Consider the following 15,809-nt stretch of genomic DNA (forward strand, 5'->3'; position numbering starts at 1 on the left):
TGCGATGCCGAAACCGAAACCAAGCTCACTGAATTCGCCTTGGGTTGGCTTGATCATCAAGTACATGGCCAAAGGCAACACGTGGATCTACCGGCGCAGCAACGGAAGATTCGGCGGCACCTTCCAGAACGCTCCAGTCGCACTGCTCACCACGACCGGCCGCAAAACGGGTGAACCCCGGGTGAGCCCGCTGCTCTACCTGCGCGAAGGGAACCGGGTAGTACTCGTCGCGTCAAAGGGCGGCAGCGACAGGCACCCGCTGTGGTACCTCAACCTCAAGGCCAATCCCAAAGTCTCCGTGCAGATCAAGGACGAGGTGCTGCAACTGCAGGCCCGCGATGCCACCGAGGCCGAGCGCGCGGAGTACTGGCCGAAGCTGGACGCCATGTACCCGTCGTTCGACGACTACCGGTCCTGGACGGATCGGGTCATCCCGATCGTCATCTGCGACCCCTAAGGTATTGACGATTTCCTCAGCCAAGACTTGACTGAGGATCTCGCCGTGTGTGACGATTTCGTCAGAAAGTGCCGTTGCCGCACCCCGACGGGCAACGCGCTGTGAGGAGATTCGATGCGTCGCACCCCGGCGGGTGTCCCGGTATACCACCCCGACATCTACTCCACCGACGCCATCATCGATCCTTATCCGCACTACCAGCGGCTGCGCGACCTCGGCCCGGTGGTCTGGCTGGGCAAGCAGAAGGCGTACGCGCTTCCTCGCTACGCCGAGTGCAAGGCAGCGTTGCGTGATGACAAGACATTTCTCTCCGGCAGGGGCGTTTCACTCAACCCGATCACCAATCGCTTATCCCGCGGCACGACGCTCAACAGCGACGGGGATGAACACGATCAGCGACGAAAACTGGTGGCGCACCGGCTGTTACCGCGCGTGTTGCGAGGGATCAGCGAGAGCGTGGACGCAACCGCCGCCGCGGTCGTGGATGCCGCGCTCGCTAAGGGTGAGGTCGATGGCGTCAGCGATCTCGCGGCCGCCCTGCCGCTCGCGGTAGTGCCCGACCTCATCGGGTGGCCGCGCAACCATCGCGGTCGCCTCATCGAATGGGGTGGGGCCACTTTCGACGTCCTCGGTCCGCTGAACTGGCAAGCGATCAAATCGACGCCTCGAGCGTTGCAAATGCTGAGCTTCGCGCGTCGCGTGGTTCGCCAGCGCGCTGTTCTGGACGGCAGCATGGCACACGAGCTGCTGATTGCCGCCGACGAAGGCAAGCTGTCGCACCGCGAATGCCCGCCGCTGATGGTCGACTACCTCGCGCCGTCGATAGACACCACCATGAGTGCCATCTCCAACGCGTTGTATTTGTTCGCCAACCATCCCGAGCAATGGCGGCTCCTCAAAACGGAGCCGGCCCTCATGACGAACGCGATCAATGAAGTCGTCCGGTACGAGCCACCTTTGCGCGCATTCGCGCGTTGGGTAGCTCGACCGACTGAACTCCTCGGCACGACAATGCCATTCGGCGCTCGGGTGCTCGTGATGTACGCCTCGGCCAACCGAGACGAAAACGAGTGGGAGCAACCCGACGTCTTCGACATTCGCCGCGACGCCAGCCGTCAGATCGGCTTCGGCCAGGGTGCACACGCCTGCGCCGGCCAAGGTCTGGCGCGCTTGGAGACGGCCGCCATGCTGTGCGCGCTCGTCGACCGCGTCGACCGCATCGAGGTCACCGGCCCACCGAAATGGGCTATCAACAACATCATTCGCCGGCACCAATCCCTGCCACTCAAGCTGATTGCCGCTTAGCGATCTCATTCGGGATTGCCGACGTACAAACGGATCTGAGAGGAATCCAATGAGACTCCTACCGCCGGCCGCCGAGCCTTTCCTCCCACCGGCCGAGCGCGACATGCTCCCCTCGGAGCGCCGCGAATTCGTCCGCACACACCGAACGTGTGTGTTCGGCTACCGCCGCCGCCGGGACGGGCCGGCCATGTCGGTCGTCTATTACGTCCCGACCGATGACGACCAATTGCTGGTGTCCACCATGGCCGGACGTGCGAAGACGAATGCCGTGGCGCGGGACCCGAAAGTCAGCATGTGTGTGCTGGACGAGCGCTGGCCGTTCTCGTTCTTGCAGGTCTACGCCGACGCGGTGATCGAACGTGACAACGACTTGATCGTCGACGTCATGATGGCCGTGGGCTGGCGCATGTCCGGACAGCAGCCAGGCGCCGAAGCACGGCCCTTCGTCAAGGAAATGGCCGAGCGCGAAGGCAGAGTGGTGATCCGTTGTCGCCCCTACGCGACGTTCGCCACGCCGCCGCGTCATCTGTATGCGAATGAAGAAGCAACCGAACTGACCCACTGGGGATCGTCTTCGGTCGCCTGGAGCGCTCCGGACCCGGTTGCCCAATAGCTGAGTTAGGCGCCGTAGACAGGGGCCGCCGGGCGCGCCTTGGCGAGCAGATCGGCGACGACGGGTCCCAGTTCCGCGGGGTCCCACTTCGCGCCCTTGTCGATTTGCGGTCCGTGCGCCCAACCCTCGGCGATCCGGATCTTGCCGCCCTCGACCTCGAACACCTTCCCCGTGACGTCGCGGGATTCGGTGCTGCCCAGCCACACCACCAGCGGTGAGATGTTCTCCGGTGCCATCGCGTCGAAATCCTGGTCCTGCGTTGCCATCATCTCGGCGAAGACGGTCTCGGTCATGCGGGTGCGGGCCGACGGTGCGATGGCGTTGACGGTGACGCCGTAGCGGCCCATTTCGGCGGCGCCAACCAGCGTAAGTGCCGCGATGCCGGCCTTGGCGGCGCTGTAGTTACCCTGTCCGACGCTGCCCTGCAGGCCGGCACCCGAACTGGTGTTGACGATCCGCGCGTTGACGGTTTTGCCCTCTTTGGACAGCCCGCGCCAGTACGAGGCCGCGTGCCGCATCGTGGCGAAGTGACCTTTGAGATGGACGGCGATGACGGCGTCGAACTCTTCCTCGCTGGTGTTGGCCATCATCCGGTCACGCACGATGCCGGCGTTGTTCACCAGAACGTCCAGCCCACCGAAGGTGTCGACGGCGGTCTGGATCAGGCCCGCGGCTTCGTTCCAGTCGGCGATGTTGGATCCGTTAGCGACGGCTTCCCCACCGGCCGCGGTGATTTCGTCGACCACGCCCTGTGCGGCGCTGCCGCCGCCGGCCGGTGAACCGTCGAGGCCCACGCCGATGTCGTTGACCACCACGCGGGCGCCTTCGGCCGCGAAGGCCAGCGCATGCGCGCGACCGATGCCGCCGCCGGCTCCGGTGACGATGACAACGCGGCCGTCAACCACTCCCATTGTTCGTGTCTCCTCTACTTGATCGCGCTGGCGTTCGTTGTGGCCAGATAGTGCGGCGGCTCACCGCCGCCGTGCACCTCCAGCGAGGCGCCGCTGATGTAGGACGCGGTGTCCGACGCCAGAAACGCTGTGGCCCAACCGATGTCCTCAGGCTTGGCCAGCCGGCCCAGTGGCACGTTCTTTGAGATCGCGGCGATGGACTCGGCGTCACCATAGAAAAGCTCGGACTGCTCGGTCTCCACCATGCCGACCACGCAGGCATTCACCCGGACCTTCGGCCCCCACTCCACCGCCAGTGTCTGCGTGAGGCTTTCCAAGCCCGCCTTGGCCGCACCGTACGCGCCGGTGCCGGGCGACGGCCGTCGACCACTCAGGCTGCAGATGTTGATGATCGACCCGCCGCGGTCCTGGTTTTGCATCTGAGCGTTGGCGTGTTGCGAAACCGACAGCGCGCCAATGAGGTTGAGCTCGATGATCTTTCGGTTGAACTTTGCGCTGGACTCCGCGGTCAGCACGTACGGCGAACCGCCCGCATTGTTGACCACGACGTCGAGCCGGCCGTGTTCGTCGACGATGGAGTCGATCAGCGCCTTGACGGCGTCGTCGTCGCGGATGTCACACGAATGAAATTCATAGGGCAGGCCCTCGACGGGACGCCGTGCGCAGGTGATGACAGTCGCGCCCTGCGCGGCGAAGACAGAACTGATACCGGCGCCCACCCCCCGGACCCCGCCGGTGACCAGAACCACCCGCCCGGCCAGCCCCAAGTTGATGGCGTCGGGTGCTTCGGCGCGAGTCACTGTGCTAGCGTACCAAGCAAGTGCTTGCTTAGGTAGTTACCCCACAAGGAAGTGGCACCGTGCCCATCACATCCAAAACCACCGAACCGGGCATCGTCGCGGTCACCGTCGACTTTCCCCCGGTCAACGCCATCCCGTCGCGCGGCTGGTTCGAACTGGCCGACGTCATCACGGCCGCCGGTCAGGACCCCGAGACTCACGTCGTCATCCTGCGGGCCGAGGGCCGTGGCTTCAACGCCGGGGTCGACATCAAGGAGATGCAGCGCACCGAGGGATTCGCCGCGCTGATCGACGCCAACCGCGGTTGCTTCGCCGCCTTCCGCGCCGTCTATGAGTGCGCGGTGCCGGTCGTTGCCGCGGTGAACGGGTTTTGCGTCGGCGGCGGCATCGGCCTGGTCGGCAACTCCGACGTCATCGTGGCCTCCGACGACGCCACGTTCGGGCTGCCCGAGGTGGAGCGCGGCGCCCTGGGCGCGGCCACCCACCTCTCCCGGCTGGTGCCGCAGCACCTGATGCGGCGGCTGTTCTTCACCGCCGCCACCGTCGACGCCGCCACCTTGCACCACTTCGGTTCGGTGCACGAGGTGGTGCCGCGCGACCAGCTGGACGAGGCCGCTTTGAAGGTGGCCCGAGACATTGCCGCCAAGGACACCCGCGTCATCCGCGCGGCCAAGGAGGCGCTCAACCTCATCGATGTGCAGCGGGTCAACTCGAGTTACCGCATGGAGCAAGGGTTTACGTTCGAGCTCAATCTGGCCGGCGTCGCCGACGAGCACCGCGACGCGTTCGCCGGTACGGCGAAGGGCAAGAAGGAATGAGCGACAAAAGGACCAGCCTGGATGAATCCGTCGCGCAGTTGCGCAGCGGCATGACCATCGGCATCGGCGGCTGGGGCTCGCGGCGCAAACCGATGGCCTTCGTGCGGGCCATGCTGCGCACCGACGTCACCGACCTCACGGTGGTCACCTACGGCGGACCCGACCTCGGCTTGCTGTGCTCGGCCGGCAAGGTCAAGCGCGCCTACTACGGCTTCGTCTCGCTGGACTCCCCGCCCTTCTACGACCCGTGGTTCGCCAAGGCCCGCACCAGCGGCGCCATCGAGGCCCGGGAAATGGACGAGGGGATGCTGCGTTGTGGCCTGCAAGCCGCCGCGCAACGCCTGCCGTTCCTGCCGATTCGGGCCGGGTTGGGCAGCTCGGTCCCCGACTTCTGGGAGGGCGAACTGCAGACCGTGACCAGCCCCTACCCCGCACCCGGGGGCGGCTACGAGACGCTGATCGCCATGCCGGCGCTACGCCTGGACGCGGCCTTTGTGCACCTGAATCTCGGTGACTGCCAAGGCAATGCGGCCTACACCGGGATCGATCCCTACTTCGACGACCTGTTCCTGATGTCCGCCGAAAAGCGCTTCCTGTCGGTGGAGCGCGTGGTCTCCACGGAGGAGTTGGTCAAGGCTGTTCCCCCGCAGACCCTGCTGGTGAACCGGATGATGGTCGACGCCGTAGTGGAGGCGCCCGGCGGCGCCCACTTCACCACCGCGGCACCGGATTACGGCCGGGACGAGAAGTTTCAGCGGCACTACGCCGAGGCGGCCTCCACCGAAGAGGGCTGGCGGAAGTTCGTCCAGACCTACCTGTCGGGCAGCGAGGACGACTACCAGGCGGCGGTTCGCGCATTCGCAGAGGAGGCCTGAAAAGTGAGCAGCACCCGCGCCGAAGTGTGCGCAGTCGCCTGCGCCGAATTATTCAGGGATGCCGGCGAAATCATGGTCAGCCCTATGACCAACATGGCGTCGGTCGGTGCGCGGCTGGCGCGGTTGACCTTTTCGCCCGACATCTTGCTGACCGACGGCGAGGCGCAGCTGCTGGCGGACACCCCCGCCCTGGGGCAAGCCGGGGACCCAAAGAGGATTGAGGGCTGGATGCCGTTCGGCCGGGTGTTCGAGACGCTGGCCTGGGGGCGACGGCACGTAGTGATGGGCGCGAATCAGGTCGACCGCTTTGGCAATCAGAACATTTCGGCGTTCGGCCCGTTGCAACACCCGACCAGGCAGATGTTTGGCCTACGGGGCGCACCCGGCAACGCGATCAACCACGCGACCAGCTATTGGGTGGGCAACCACTCGAAGCGGGTGTTCTGCGAGGCCGTCGACGTTGTCTGCGGCATCGGCTGGGACAAGGTGGACGCGGACAATCCGGCCTTCCGCTTCGCCAACACGTACCGGGTCGTGTCCAACCTCGGCGTGTTCGACTTCGGCGGCCCGGACCACACGATGCGCGCGCTGACGCTGCATCCCGGGGTTTCACCCGATGACGTTCGCGAGGCCACGTCGTTCGACCTGCATGGCGTCGACGAGGCCGGTGAGACCAGGCTGCCGACGGACGAAGAGCTCCACCTGATCCGCGAGGTGATCGACCCGAAGTCCCTGCGCGACAGAGAGATACGTTGATGAAGTTGCGCACGCCGCTGACCGAGCTGGTCGGTGTCGAGCACCCGGTGGTGCAAACCGGGATGGGCTGGGTGGCCGGCGCCCGATTGGTGGCCGCCACCGCCAACGCCGGGGGGCTGGGCATTTTGGCTTCGGCCACCATGACGCTGGACGAGCTCGCGACCGCCATCGGAAAGGTCAAGGCCGCCACCGACAAACCGTTCGGCGTGAACATCCGCGCCGACGCCGCCGACGCCGGCGACCGCGTCGATCTGATGATCCGCGAGGGCGTGAAGGTGGCGTCGTTCGCGCTGGCGCCCAAGCAGGAGCTGATCGCCCGACTCAAAGACGCGGGCGCAGTGGTGATTCCGTCGATCGGCGCCGCCAAACACGCACGCAAGGTCGCGGCCTGGGGCGCCGACGCGATGATCGTGCAGGGCGGCGAGGGCGGCGGACACACCGGACCCGTCGCCACCACGCTCCTGCTGCCGTCGGTGCTGGATGCAGTGCAGGGCACCGGAATCCCGGTGATCGCGGCTGGCGGGTTCTTCGACGGGCGCGGTCTGGCGGCCGCGTTGAGCTACGGCGCCGCCGGCGTGGCGATGGGTACCCGTTTCCTGCTGACCTCCGACTCGACCGTGCCCGAAGCCGTCAAGCGCCGCTATTTGGACGCTGCGCTCGACGGCACGGTGGTCACCACACGCGTCGATGGCATGCCGCACCGGGTGTTGCGCACCGGCCTGGTCGAGCGGCTGGAAAGCGGTTCGCCGGTAAGGGGTCTCACCGCGGCGGTGCGCAATGCGGCCAAGTTCAAGCACATGTCGCAGATGACCTGGCGGTCGATGATCCGCGACGGCATGGCGATGCGCCACGGCAAGGAGATGACGTGGTCGCAGGTGGTGATGGCGGCCAACACCCCGATGCTGTTGAAGGCCGGACTGGTCGAAGGCAATACCGAGGCTGGAGTGCTCGCCTCGGGCCAGGTGGCCGGCATCCTCGAGGACCTGCCGTCGTGCGCCGAGCTCATCGACTCGATCGTGCGCGACGCGATCACCCATCTGCGGTCGGCGTCGGCGCTCGTCGAAGAACGGTAAGCCGGCGACCAAAGACCCTGGCACCGGCTCGTTGGGCGGCGTCACCCTGGATGGATGATGAAGCTGACACCCGAATCCTGGCCGACTCCACTATTGAACGCGGTTCGTACTTCCAACAAATACCTGCTCAATCCGCTGATGGTGCGACTGGCCGGCCGCAAGAACTGGTATGCGGCAGCGATCGAGCACACCGGACGACGCTCGGGCAAGGTCTACACCACACCGGTCGTCGCCGAGCGAACCCCCGACGGCTTCGTCGTACCGCTGCCCTACGGCACCGACGTCGACTGGTTGCAAAACATTCGTGCGGCAGGGCGAGCGACCATCACGTCCCATGGCGAGAAGCACGAGGTGGTCAGGCCCGAGATCATCGACGCGGCCGACGCCCTGCCCATGCTGTCGACTTCCCGGCGACGCACCTTCGAACGCGTCGGCATAGCGGAGTTCCTCCGTGTCAAGGAGAGGCCTGCTGATTAAGCTATGGCCTAATTTCTGCGGAATTTAAGCTATAATCTTCATATGGTCCAAGTGAAGGAAAATCCTTCACTACGCGCGACGGTCATCGGCGACGTAGTCGGATCCCGGCTTGCCGCCGACCGGCCGGGCCTGCATCGACGGGTGGCCGCCGTCCTGCGCCAGGCCGCCGCCGGCGCGATCGACCCGCCCGCCTTCACCGTCGGTGACGAGTTCCAGGGCAGTTACCCCACCGTCGGCGCGGCCATCGACGCGGCATTGACGATCCGCCTACTGCTGGCGCCGGAGACCGACGTCCGGTTCGGCATCGGCTGGGGCATGGTCACCGTCCTCGATGCCGGCGCCGGCATCCAGGACGGGCCGGGCTGGTGGACCGCGCGCGAGGCCATCCAGCAGACGGCGGAAACTCAGCGACAGCCCGGCTTCACGCTGGTGCGCACCGCATTCAGGGCAGCTGACAACACGCGCGCCGACGCCGCCGCCGTCAACGCGGCCCTGATTTGTCGGGACCATCTGCTTGGATCGCTCGATGAAAGATCGTTGCGAATTGTGAGGGGCTTGATGACCGGCCGAACCAAGAAGGAGCTCGCCGTGGCCGAGGGCATCAGCCCGTCCGCGGTCTCCCAGCGGGCCGCGCGGGACGGTTTGGACCTGATTGTCGTTGCCTCTCAATACCTTCGGAGCCTGCCGTGAGTGCCGTTGCGGTATTGTTGCTCGCTGTCGGAGTCGCCGACCTGTGCCGGCGAGCGGTCCGCGCAACGTGGCCCCCGCTGGCGGTCGGGCCGGTCGTCGTGCTGGCTTGCGCGGCGCTGGGCGCGCTGTGGCATGGCGGCGATATACCGCTGCTCGTGGTCGCGGCCACCACGGCGGTCGTCTGGGAATGGCTATGCCTGCGCAGCGAACGTAGCGGTCGCGGGCAAGCGGCCCCGTTGGCGGTATTCGCCGCCGCGCTGGTGCTGCTGATCGTGTTGTCCGGATGGTCCACCCGGGTGAGCGGCGTCGTCGGGCGGTGGTCGGCATGGGTACAGCTGCCGCTGAGCCACGTCACGCCGACCCGGCTGCTGATGATCGTCGGTGTGGTGCTGATGCAGTTCGCCACCGGAAATCAGTTGGTGCGCCTTGTGCTCGGCTCCGTGGGGGCGGTGCGCCCGGCGGGCGAGCCGCAGCCATCGGACCGCCTCAAGGGCGGGCGGCTGCTGGGGCCAATGGAACGGCTGCTGATCCTGAGCCTCGGCGTCGGCGGCCAGGTGGCGGCGGCCAGCGCCGTCGTCGCCGCCAAGGGCATCATCCGATTTCCCGAGTTGAGCGCCCAGAAGAACCGCAACGGCGACGTCGGCATCGACGAGGTGACCGAGTATTTTCTGGTGGGCAGCTTCACGAGCTGGCTGCTGGCACTCGGCGGGATCGCGCTGGTGCTGGCCGCCCGGTGATCGCGGGCAGACTATGGGGGTGGCATCCGCACCGGTAGCCCGGCACCTGCTTAGGGCCAAAGACTTCGTCGACGCGCATTACCAGAAGTCGCTGTCCGTCGCCGACCTGGCAGCGGCGGCAGGCCTTTCACCCGCTCACTTCAGCCGGCGCTTCAAGGAGACGTTCGGCGAGTCGCCGCACCAGTATGTGCTGACGCGGCGGCTCGAACGAGCCGCCGCATTGCTGCGCACGACCGACTGGACGGTGGCCGCCGTTTGCGTCGCGGTGGGTTGGGAAAGCGTCGGCTCGTTCACCACGAGTTTTCGCCGCATGTTCGGCGTGACGCCACAGGGCTATCGGGCCACCTTCCCACCCGCCGAGCGTCACGTACGAATTCCGCGCTGTGTCGCGCAGGCCTACGGGCGGCCACAAAACCGCACGTTTCGAGAAGACGACGGACCCGCGAAGTCCGTAGCGTCGAAGCGAGACAACCGGAGTGAGGAGAACCGATGATCAAGATCGCAAACGCACAGTTCTGGGTGCATGACCAAGACGCGGCGCTGGCGTTCTACACCAAGACCCTGGGCTGGGCGGTCCGGTCGGACGTGACGATGGAAGCGTGGAACTTCCGGTGGCTGTGCGTCGGTCCCGTCGGGCAGGACGACGTCGGGCTGGTTCTCATGCCCGTTCCAGGGCTGCCGATGCTCGACGCCGCGGCCAGCGCGCAACTGGCAGAGCTGGTCGCCAAGGGAGCTGGTGGCACCTTGTTCCTGGAGACCGACGACTGCCAAGCCGCCTACGACGAATTATCCGCTCGCGGAGTCGAATTCAATGATCCTCCAACGCCGCAGGCGTACGGTATCGACACTTCCTTCCGCGACCCGTCCGGAAACAACATTCGGCTCACCCAGGTACTCGAGTTCGATCCGGCCCGGAACTGATCACCCGCCCGGCTCGCGGTAAAGCGGCCCCCGCGGGCCCTACAGCCGCTCGATGATGGTGACGTTCGCGGTGCCACCGCCCTCACACATCGTCTGCAAGCCGTAGCGGCCGCCGATGCGCTCGAGTTCGTTGAGCATGGTGGTGAACAGCTTGGCGCCGGTCGCGCCCAGTGGGTGGCCCAGGGCGATCGCGCCGCCATTCGGGTTGACCTTCTCCGGGTCGGCCTTGATCTCCTTGAGCCAGGCCATCACCACCGGTGCGAACGCTTCGTTGATCTCGACGGTGTCGATGTCGTCGATCGACAGCCCGGCCTTCTCCAGCGCGTGGCGCGTGGCCGGGATGGGCCCGGTCAGCATGAACACCGGGTCGGCCGCGCGGGCACTGATGTGGTGAATGCGGGCCCGCGGCTTGAGCTTGTGATCCTTGACCGCCTGCTCGGAAGCCAGCAGCACCGCGCTGGCGCCGTCGGAGATCTGGCTGGCCATCGCCGCCGTCAGCCGGCCGCCCTCGACGAGCGTCTTGAGGCCGGCCATCTTCTCCAGCGACGACTCGCGCGGACCCTCGTCGACCCGGAAAGGCCCCGATTCCGTTTCGACGGTGATGATTTCGTTGTCGAAGTGACCGCCGCGGATCGCGGCGAACGCGCGCTCATGGCTGGTCAGTGCGTAGCGCTCCATCTCTTCGCGCGACAGGTTCCACTTCTCGGCGATCAGCTCCGAGCCGCGGAACTGAGAGATCTCCTGGTCGCCGTAGCGGTGCAGCCACTGCTTGGACTCATTGGTCGGCGAGGTGAACCCGAACTGCTCGCCCACGGTCATGGCCGACGAGATCGGGATCTGGCTCATGTTCTGCACACCGCCGGCCACGATGAGGTCGGCGGTGCCGGCCATGATGGCCTGCGCGCCAAAGGAAATCGCCTGCTGGCTGGAGCCGCACTGCCGGTCCACGGTGACGCCGGGAACCTCCTCGGGGTAGCCCGCGGCCAGCCACGAGAGCCGGGCGATGTTGCCCGCCTGCCCGCCGATGGCGTCGACGCAGCCGGCGATCACGTCGTCGACGGCGGCGGGGTCGACGTCGACCCGGTCGAGCAGCCCACGCCAACCAAGGGCGCCGAGGTCTACGGGATGCACCCCGGCCAGCGATCCATTTCGCTTGCCGACCGCGGTACGCACAGCGTCGATGACATACGCCTCTGCCATTTGTCAGACTCCTTCTTTGGTAATCCCACCGAGAACGATGGCGAGGTATTGCTGACCCACCTGTTGTGCGGTGAGGGGTCCGCCGGGTTGATACCAGCGCACCGACACCCACGTGGTGTCACGAATGAAACGGTAGACGAGGTCGACGTTGAGGTCGGGCTGGAAATAGCCCTCATCGATGCCCTGGTTGATCACCTCGACCCACATCTTGCGCTGCTGGCGGTTCATGTCCTCGATATAGGCGAACCGGGGCTGCGACAACAGCCGTTGGGCTTCGTCCTGATAGATGACGACCTGCGCGTGCCGATGCTCGATCGCCTCGAACGACGCCATGAACAGCCCCTTGAGCCGCTCCAGCGGGTTGGCCTCGCTGTCCACGATCTCGCGGTAGCGGGCGAACAACCAGTCCAGGAAACTGCGCAGCAGCTCATCGACCATCTCCTCCTTGGAGGAGAAGTGGTGATAGAGGCTGCCGGACAGGATGCCGGCACTGTCCGCGATGTCGCGCACGGTGGTGGCGCGCAATCCGCGCTCGGCGAACATGGTCGCGGCGAGTTCCAACAACTCGTCGCGGCGGCTGTTTGCCTGACCGGCCACTCGGTCCACTCGATCAGAGTATCAACCAAGCGCTTGCTTGGCTAGCCGGCGCTTACGGATGCTGGCTGGACACCGAGATGACCTCGCCGGTCAGGTAGCTGGAATAGTCGCTGGCCAGGAATGCGATGGTGGCCGCCACCTCCCACGGCTCGGCCGCCCGCCCGAAAGCTTCACCGGCCGACAGCCGGTCGAGCAGGTCGGACGAGGTCGTCTTGTCCAGGAACTTGTGCCGCGCGATGCTCGGCGACACCGCGTTGATGCGGACCCCGTAGTCGACGGCTTCTATTGCACTGCAACGGGTTAACGCCATAACCCCCGCTTTGGCGGCCGCGTAGTGCGACTGCGAGTGCTGCGCCCGCCAGCCCAGAACGCTTGCGTTGTTGACGATCACCCCGCCGTGGTCCGCGTCGCGGAAGTAGCCCAGCGCCGCCCGGGTGGCGCGGAACACCGACGACAGCGTCACGTTCAGGACGCGGTCCCACTCGTCGTCGGTCATGTCGACCACCGGTGTCTGACCGCCCAGCCCGGCGTTGTTAACCAAAACGTCCAGCCGGCCCATCCGGGCGGTGGTCGACGCGATCAGCGCGTCCACCTGCGCGCTGGACGTCACGTCGCACAGCACGCTCTCGACCCGGCCCAGCCCCAGCCCCGACAGTTCGGCGGCGGTCTCCCCCAGCCGTCTTTCGTGGTGGTCCGACACCACCAGGTCGGCGCCCTCGACCAGCGCCCGTCGCGCCGTCGCCGAGCCGATCCCGGTGCCGGCGGCCGCGGTTACGACGACCACCTTGCCTTGCAGAAGCCCGTGCCCGGCAACCTCTTTCGGAGCTTCGGACAGGCTCATCCCTTTACCTCCCGGGGCAGGCCGAGCACCCGCTCGGCGATGATGTTGCGCTGGATCTCGTTGGAGCCGCCGTAGATGGTGTCGGCGCGGGTGAACAGGAAAAGCCGCTGCCACTCGTCGAATTCGCCGTCCGACAAGGTCAGCCCCGGCTTGCCGATCACGTCCATCGCCAGCTCGCCCAGATCGCGATGCCAGTTGGCCCACAACAACTTTGACACGTTGTCCTGGCCGGGCTGCTCAACGTCCATGGTGGCCAGCGCATACGAACGCATGGCCCGCAGACCGGTCCACGCCCGCGTCAGCCGCTCCCGGATGAACGGGTCATCAGCGGCGCCGTTGCGCTGCGCAAGGCCGGCCAGGTTGGAAAGCTCACGGGCGTAGCGGATCTGCTGCCCGAGGGTCGACACGCCACGTTCGAAGGTCAGCGTGCCCATGGCGACCCGCCAGCCGTCGCCGGGCTGGCCGACCACGAGATTGGCGTCGGTGCGGGCGTCGTCGAAGAAGACCTCGTTGAATTCCGAGTCGCCGGTCAGCTGGATGATCGGGCGGACCTGCACACCCGGCTGGTCCAGCGGCACCAACAGATACGACAGCCCGGCGTGCCGCTTGGAACCCTTCTCCGTGCGAGCGACCACGAAGCACCACTGCGCCCAGTGCGCCAACGAGGTCCACACCTTCTGGCCGTTGATCACCCAGTGGTCACCGTCCAGCTCGGCGGTGGTAGAGACGTTGGCCAGGTCGCTGCCGGCGCCGGGCTCGGAATAGCCCTGACACCACAGCTCGGTGACGTCGAGGATCTTCGGCAGGAAGCGCTGCTGCTGCTCGGGTGTCCCGAAGGCGATCAGTGTCGGCCCCAGCAGTTCCTCGCCAAAATGGTTCACCTTGTCCGGCGCGTCGGCTTTGGCGTACTCCTCGTAGAACGCCACCCGGTGCGCGGTCGAGAGCCCACGGCCGCCGTGTTCCACCGGCCAGCCCAGGCAGGTCAGGCCGGCGTTGGCCAGATGCTGATTCCACGCCCGGCGCTCTTCGAACGCCTCGTGCTCGCGCCCCGGTCCGCCAAGGCCCTTGAGAGCTGCGAATTCGCCGACCAGATTGTCGGCGAGCCACTGGCGGACCTCCGCCCGGAACTCCTCGACGTCCTGCATGCCCTGTAGGCTAACCTACCAAGCACTTGCTTTGTTAGAGGAGCATTCATGGGGAGCGATCCGCGCACCGTACCGGCGGCGCTCGATCGATTGGCGCAGCAACTCCCCGGTCACGACGCGTTGATCACCGACGAGCGGTCGTTCACGGCGGCCGCGCTGCGCGACGAGGTGCACCGGGCGGCGGCCGCGCTGATCAGCCTCGGCGTGCAAGCGGGGGACCGCGTGGCGATCTGGTCGCCTAATACCTGGCACTGGGTGGTGGCCTGCCTGGCGATCCACCACGCCGGCGCAGCCATGGTGCCCCTGAACACCCGCTATACGGCCGAGGAGGCCGCCGACATTCTGGCCCGCACCGGTGCGCCCGTGTTGTTCGGGATGGGCCGATTCCTCGGGCACGATCGCGTCGCCGACCTGGACCGCTTGGGCCCTGAAGCCCTCCCCGCGCTGCGGCATATCGTGCGGATTCCGATCGAGGCTGATGACGGGACGTGGGACGACTTCATCTCCCGCGGCTCCGACGTCAGCGCGGTCGCGGCCCGCGCCGACGCCGTCACGCCCGACGACGTCAGCGACATCCTGTTCACCTCGGGCACCACGGGACGCAGCAAAGGGGTGCTCTGCGCGCACCGGCAATCGCTGTCCGCCTCGGCGTCGTGGGCCGCCAACGGCAAGATCACCAGCGACGACCGCTACCTGTGCATCAACCCGTTCTTCCACAACTTCGGGTACAAGGCCGGCATCCTGGCCTGCCTGCAGACCGGGGCGACGCTGATCCCGCACCTGACCTTCGACCCGTCCCATGCGCTGCGGGCGATCGAGCAGCACCGCATCACCGTGCTGCCCGGGCCGCCCACGATTTACCAGACCCTGCTGGACCATCCGCAGCGCAAGGACTACGACCTGAGCTCGCTGCGGTTCGCGGTGACCGGAGCGGCCACCGTCCCAGTCGTCTTGGTCGAGCGCATGCAATCCGAGCTTGACATCGACATCGTGCTGACCGCTTACGGGCTGACCGAGGCGAACGGCATGGGCACCATGTGCCGCGCGGACGACGACGCGGTCACCGTCGCCACGACGTGCGGGCGCCCGTTCGCCGACTTCGAATTGCGCATCGACGCAACAAGTCCCGGCGAAGCCGGTGAGGTGCTGCTGCGCGGGCCGAACGTCATGCTGGGTTACCTCGACGACCCGGCCGCCACCGCGGCCGCCATCGACGCCGACGGCTGGCTGCACACCGGTGACATCGGTGCCGTCGACCCGGCCGGCAACCTGCGCATCACCGACCGGCTCAAGGACATGTACATCTGCGGCGGATTCAATGTCTACCCCGCCGAGGTCGAGCAGGTGCTGGCCCGGATGGAGGGGGTCGCCGACGCCGCGGTGATCGGGCTTCCCGACGAGCGCCTCGGCGAGGTCGGACGGGCGTTCGTGGTGACCCGGCCCGGCGTCGTCCTCGACGAGCAGTCCGTGATCGCTTACACACGTGAACATTTGGCGAATTTCAAGGCGCCGCGGTCGGTGCGGTTCGTCGAGGCGTTGCCGCGCAATCCTGGCGGCAAGGTGGTCAAACCACAACTGCGAGAGTGGACGTGA

19 protein-coding genes are annotated in these 15,809 nt (G+C 66.6%); 13 read left to right on the plus strand and 6 right to left on the minus strand.

Going from position 1 to position 15,809, the window contains the following annotated elements:
- Positions 1-4: 4 nt before the first annotated feature.
- From A5756_RS18075 to A5756_RS18085, 3 genes are all read left to right on the plus strand, one after another.
- Positions 5-457, plus strand: a complete 453-nt coding sequence (locus tag A5756_RS18075) for a nitroreductase family deazaflavin-dependent oxidoreductase (RefSeq protein ID WP_066955296.1) — start codon at positions 5-7, stop codon at positions 455-457.
- Positions 458-571: 114 nt separating this feature from the next.
- Entirely contained in the window at positions 572-1,762 is a 1,191-nt protein-coding gene (locus A5756_RS18080) for a cytochrome P450 (protein ID WP_066955299.1), read from the plus strand.
- A gap of 49 nt (positions 1,763-1,811) precedes the next feature.
- A complete protein-coding gene (locus tag A5756_RS18085; RefSeq protein WP_082959142.1) occupies positions 1,812-2,375 on the plus strand; it encodes a pyridoxamine 5'-phosphate oxidase family protein in 564 nt (187 codons plus the stop codon).
- Positions 2,376-2,380: 5 nt separating this feature from the next.
- Here A5756_RS18085 and A5756_RS18090 read toward each other — a convergent pair whose 3' ends face one another.
- Both A5756_RS18090 and A5756_RS18095 read right to left on the minus strand, forming a co-directional pair.
- A complete protein-coding gene (locus A5756_RS18090; protein ID WP_066955301.1) occupies positions 2,381-3,286 on the minus strand; it encodes an SDR family oxidoreductase in 906 nt (301 codons plus the stop codon).
- 14 nt (positions 3,287-3,300) lie between these two features.
- Positions 3,301-4,086 (minus strand): SDR family oxidoreductase, encoded by a 786-nt coding sequence (locus A5756_RS18095; protein ID WP_197505796.1) that lies wholly within the window; start codon positions 4,084-4,086, stop codon positions 3,301-3,303.
- Positions 4,087-4,145: 59 nt separating this feature from the next.
- Between A5756_RS18095 and echA20 the strand changes: the two genes are divergently transcribed.
- From echA20 to A5756_RS18140, 9 genes are read left to right on the plus strand one after another with little or no spacing between them, the layout of a single operon-like run.
- Positions 4,146-4,904, plus strand: a complete 759-nt coding sequence (gene echA20 / locus A5756_RS18100) for a (7aS)-7a-methyl-1,5-dioxo-2,3,5,6,7,7a-hexahydro-1H-indene-carboxyl-CoA hydrolase (protein WP_066955304.1) — start codon at positions 4,146-4,148, stop codon at positions 4,902-4,904.
- Positions 4,901-5,779: a cholesterol ring-cleaving hydrolase subunit IpdA gene (gene ipdA / locus A5756_RS18105; protein ID WP_066955307.1), complete on the plus strand. Its 879-nt coding sequence runs from the start codon at positions 4,901-4,903 to the stop codon at positions 5,777-5,779. The genes echA20 and ipdA overlap by 4 nt, the downstream gene beginning before the upstream one ends.
- A gap of 3 nt (positions 5,780-5,782) precedes the next feature.
- A complete protein-coding gene (gene ipdB / locus A5756_RS18110) occupies positions 5,783-6,535 on the plus strand; it encodes a cholesterol ring-cleaving hydrolase subunit IpdB (protein WP_066955310.1) in 753 nt (250 codons plus the stop codon).
- The gene (gene ipdC / locus A5756_RS18115; protein ID WP_066955312.1) at positions 6,535-7,608 is read left to right on the plus strand and encodes a (3aS,4S,5R,7aS)-5-hydroxy-7a-methyl-1-oxo-octahydro-1H-indene-4-carboxyl-CoA dehydrogenase; all 1,074 of its coding nucleotides are present in this window, start codon (positions 6,535-6,537) and stop codon (positions 7,606-7,608) included. The genes ipdB and ipdC overlap by 1 nt, the downstream gene beginning before the upstream one ends.
- A 54-nt stretch (positions 7,609-7,662) precedes the next feature.
- Complete coding sequence (locus tag A5756_RS18120) at positions 7,663-8,085, plus strand: nitroreductase family deazaflavin-dependent oxidoreductase (protein WP_082960051.1); 423 nt, start codon at positions 7,663-7,665, stop codon at positions 8,083-8,085.
- A gap of 42 nt (positions 8,086-8,127) precedes the next feature.
- A complete protein-coding gene (locus A5756_RS18125; protein ID WP_066955315.1) occupies positions 8,128-8,775 on the plus strand; it encodes a SatD family protein in 648 nt (215 codons plus the stop codon).
- On the plus strand, positions 8,772-9,512 hold the full coding sequence (locus tag A5756_RS18130) for a hypothetical protein (RefSeq protein ID WP_066955318.1): 741 nt from the start codon (positions 8,772-8,774) through the stop codon (positions 9,510-9,512). Before A5756_RS18125 ends, A5756_RS18130 begins: the two co-directional genes overlap by 4 nt.
- Before the next feature lie 13 nt (positions 9,513-9,525).
- A complete protein-coding gene (locus A5756_RS18135) occupies positions 9,526-10,005 on the plus strand; it encodes a helix-turn-helix domain-containing protein (protein ID WP_066955321.1) in 480 nt (159 codons plus the stop codon).
- Positions 10,002-10,433: a VOC family protein gene (locus tag A5756_RS18140; protein ID WP_066955323.1), complete on the plus strand. Its 432-nt coding sequence runs from the start codon at positions 10,002-10,004 to the stop codon at positions 10,431-10,433. The genes A5756_RS18135 and A5756_RS18140 overlap by 4 nt, the downstream gene beginning before the upstream one ends.
- A gap of 39 nt (positions 10,434-10,472) precedes the next feature.
- Here A5756_RS18140 and fadA6 read toward each other — a convergent pair whose 3' ends face one another.
- Genes fadA6 through ipdE1 form a run of 4 tightly spaced genes read right to left on the minus strand, consistent with a single transcriptional unit; the run spans position 10,473 to position 14,216 of the window.
- Positions 10,473-11,633, minus strand: a complete 1,161-nt coding sequence (gene fadA6 / locus A5756_RS18145; protein ID WP_066955326.1) for a steroid 3-ketoacyl-CoA thiolase FadA6 — start codon at positions 11,631-11,633, stop codon at positions 10,473-10,475.
- A gap of 3 nt (positions 11,634-11,636) precedes the next feature.
- Positions 11,637-12,239, minus strand: a complete 603-nt coding sequence (kstR2, locus tag A5756_RS18150) for a TetR family transcriptional regulator KstR2 (protein ID WP_156659622.1) — start codon at positions 12,237-12,239, stop codon at positions 11,637-11,639.
- 43 nt (positions 12,240-12,282) lie between these two features.
- Entirely contained in the window at positions 12,283-13,071 is a 789-nt protein-coding gene (gene ipdF, locus A5756_RS18155; protein WP_066955332.1) for a (5R,7aS)-5-hydroxy-7a-methyl-1-oxo-2,3,5,6,7,7a-hexahydro-1H-indene-carboxyl-CoA reductase, read from the minus strand.
- Positions 13,068-14,216, minus strand: coding sequence for an acyl-CoA dehydrogenase IpdE1 (ipdE1, locus tag A5756_RS18160; RefSeq protein WP_066955334.1), 1,149 nt, complete (start codon positions 14,214-14,216; stop codon positions 13,068-13,070). The genes ipdF and ipdE1 overlap by 4 nt, the downstream gene beginning before the upstream one ends.
- Positions 14,217-14,264: 48 nt before the next feature.
- On the opposite strand from ipdE1, the gene fadD3 reads away from it, so the two are divergent.
- The gene (gene fadD3 / locus A5756_RS18165) at positions 14,265-15,809 is read left to right on the plus strand and encodes a 3-((3aS,4S,7aS)-7a-methyl-1,5-dioxo-octahydro-1H-inden-4-yl)propanoate--CoA ligase FadD3 (protein WP_066955336.1); all 1,545 of its coding nucleotides are present in this window, start codon (positions 14,265-14,267) and stop codon (positions 15,807-15,809) included.

The organism is Mycobacterium sp. 852002-53434_SCH5985345 (assembly GCF_001667155.1).
Classification (GTDB): Bacteria; Actinomycetota; Actinomycetes; order Mycobacteriales; family Mycobacteriaceae; genus Mycobacterium.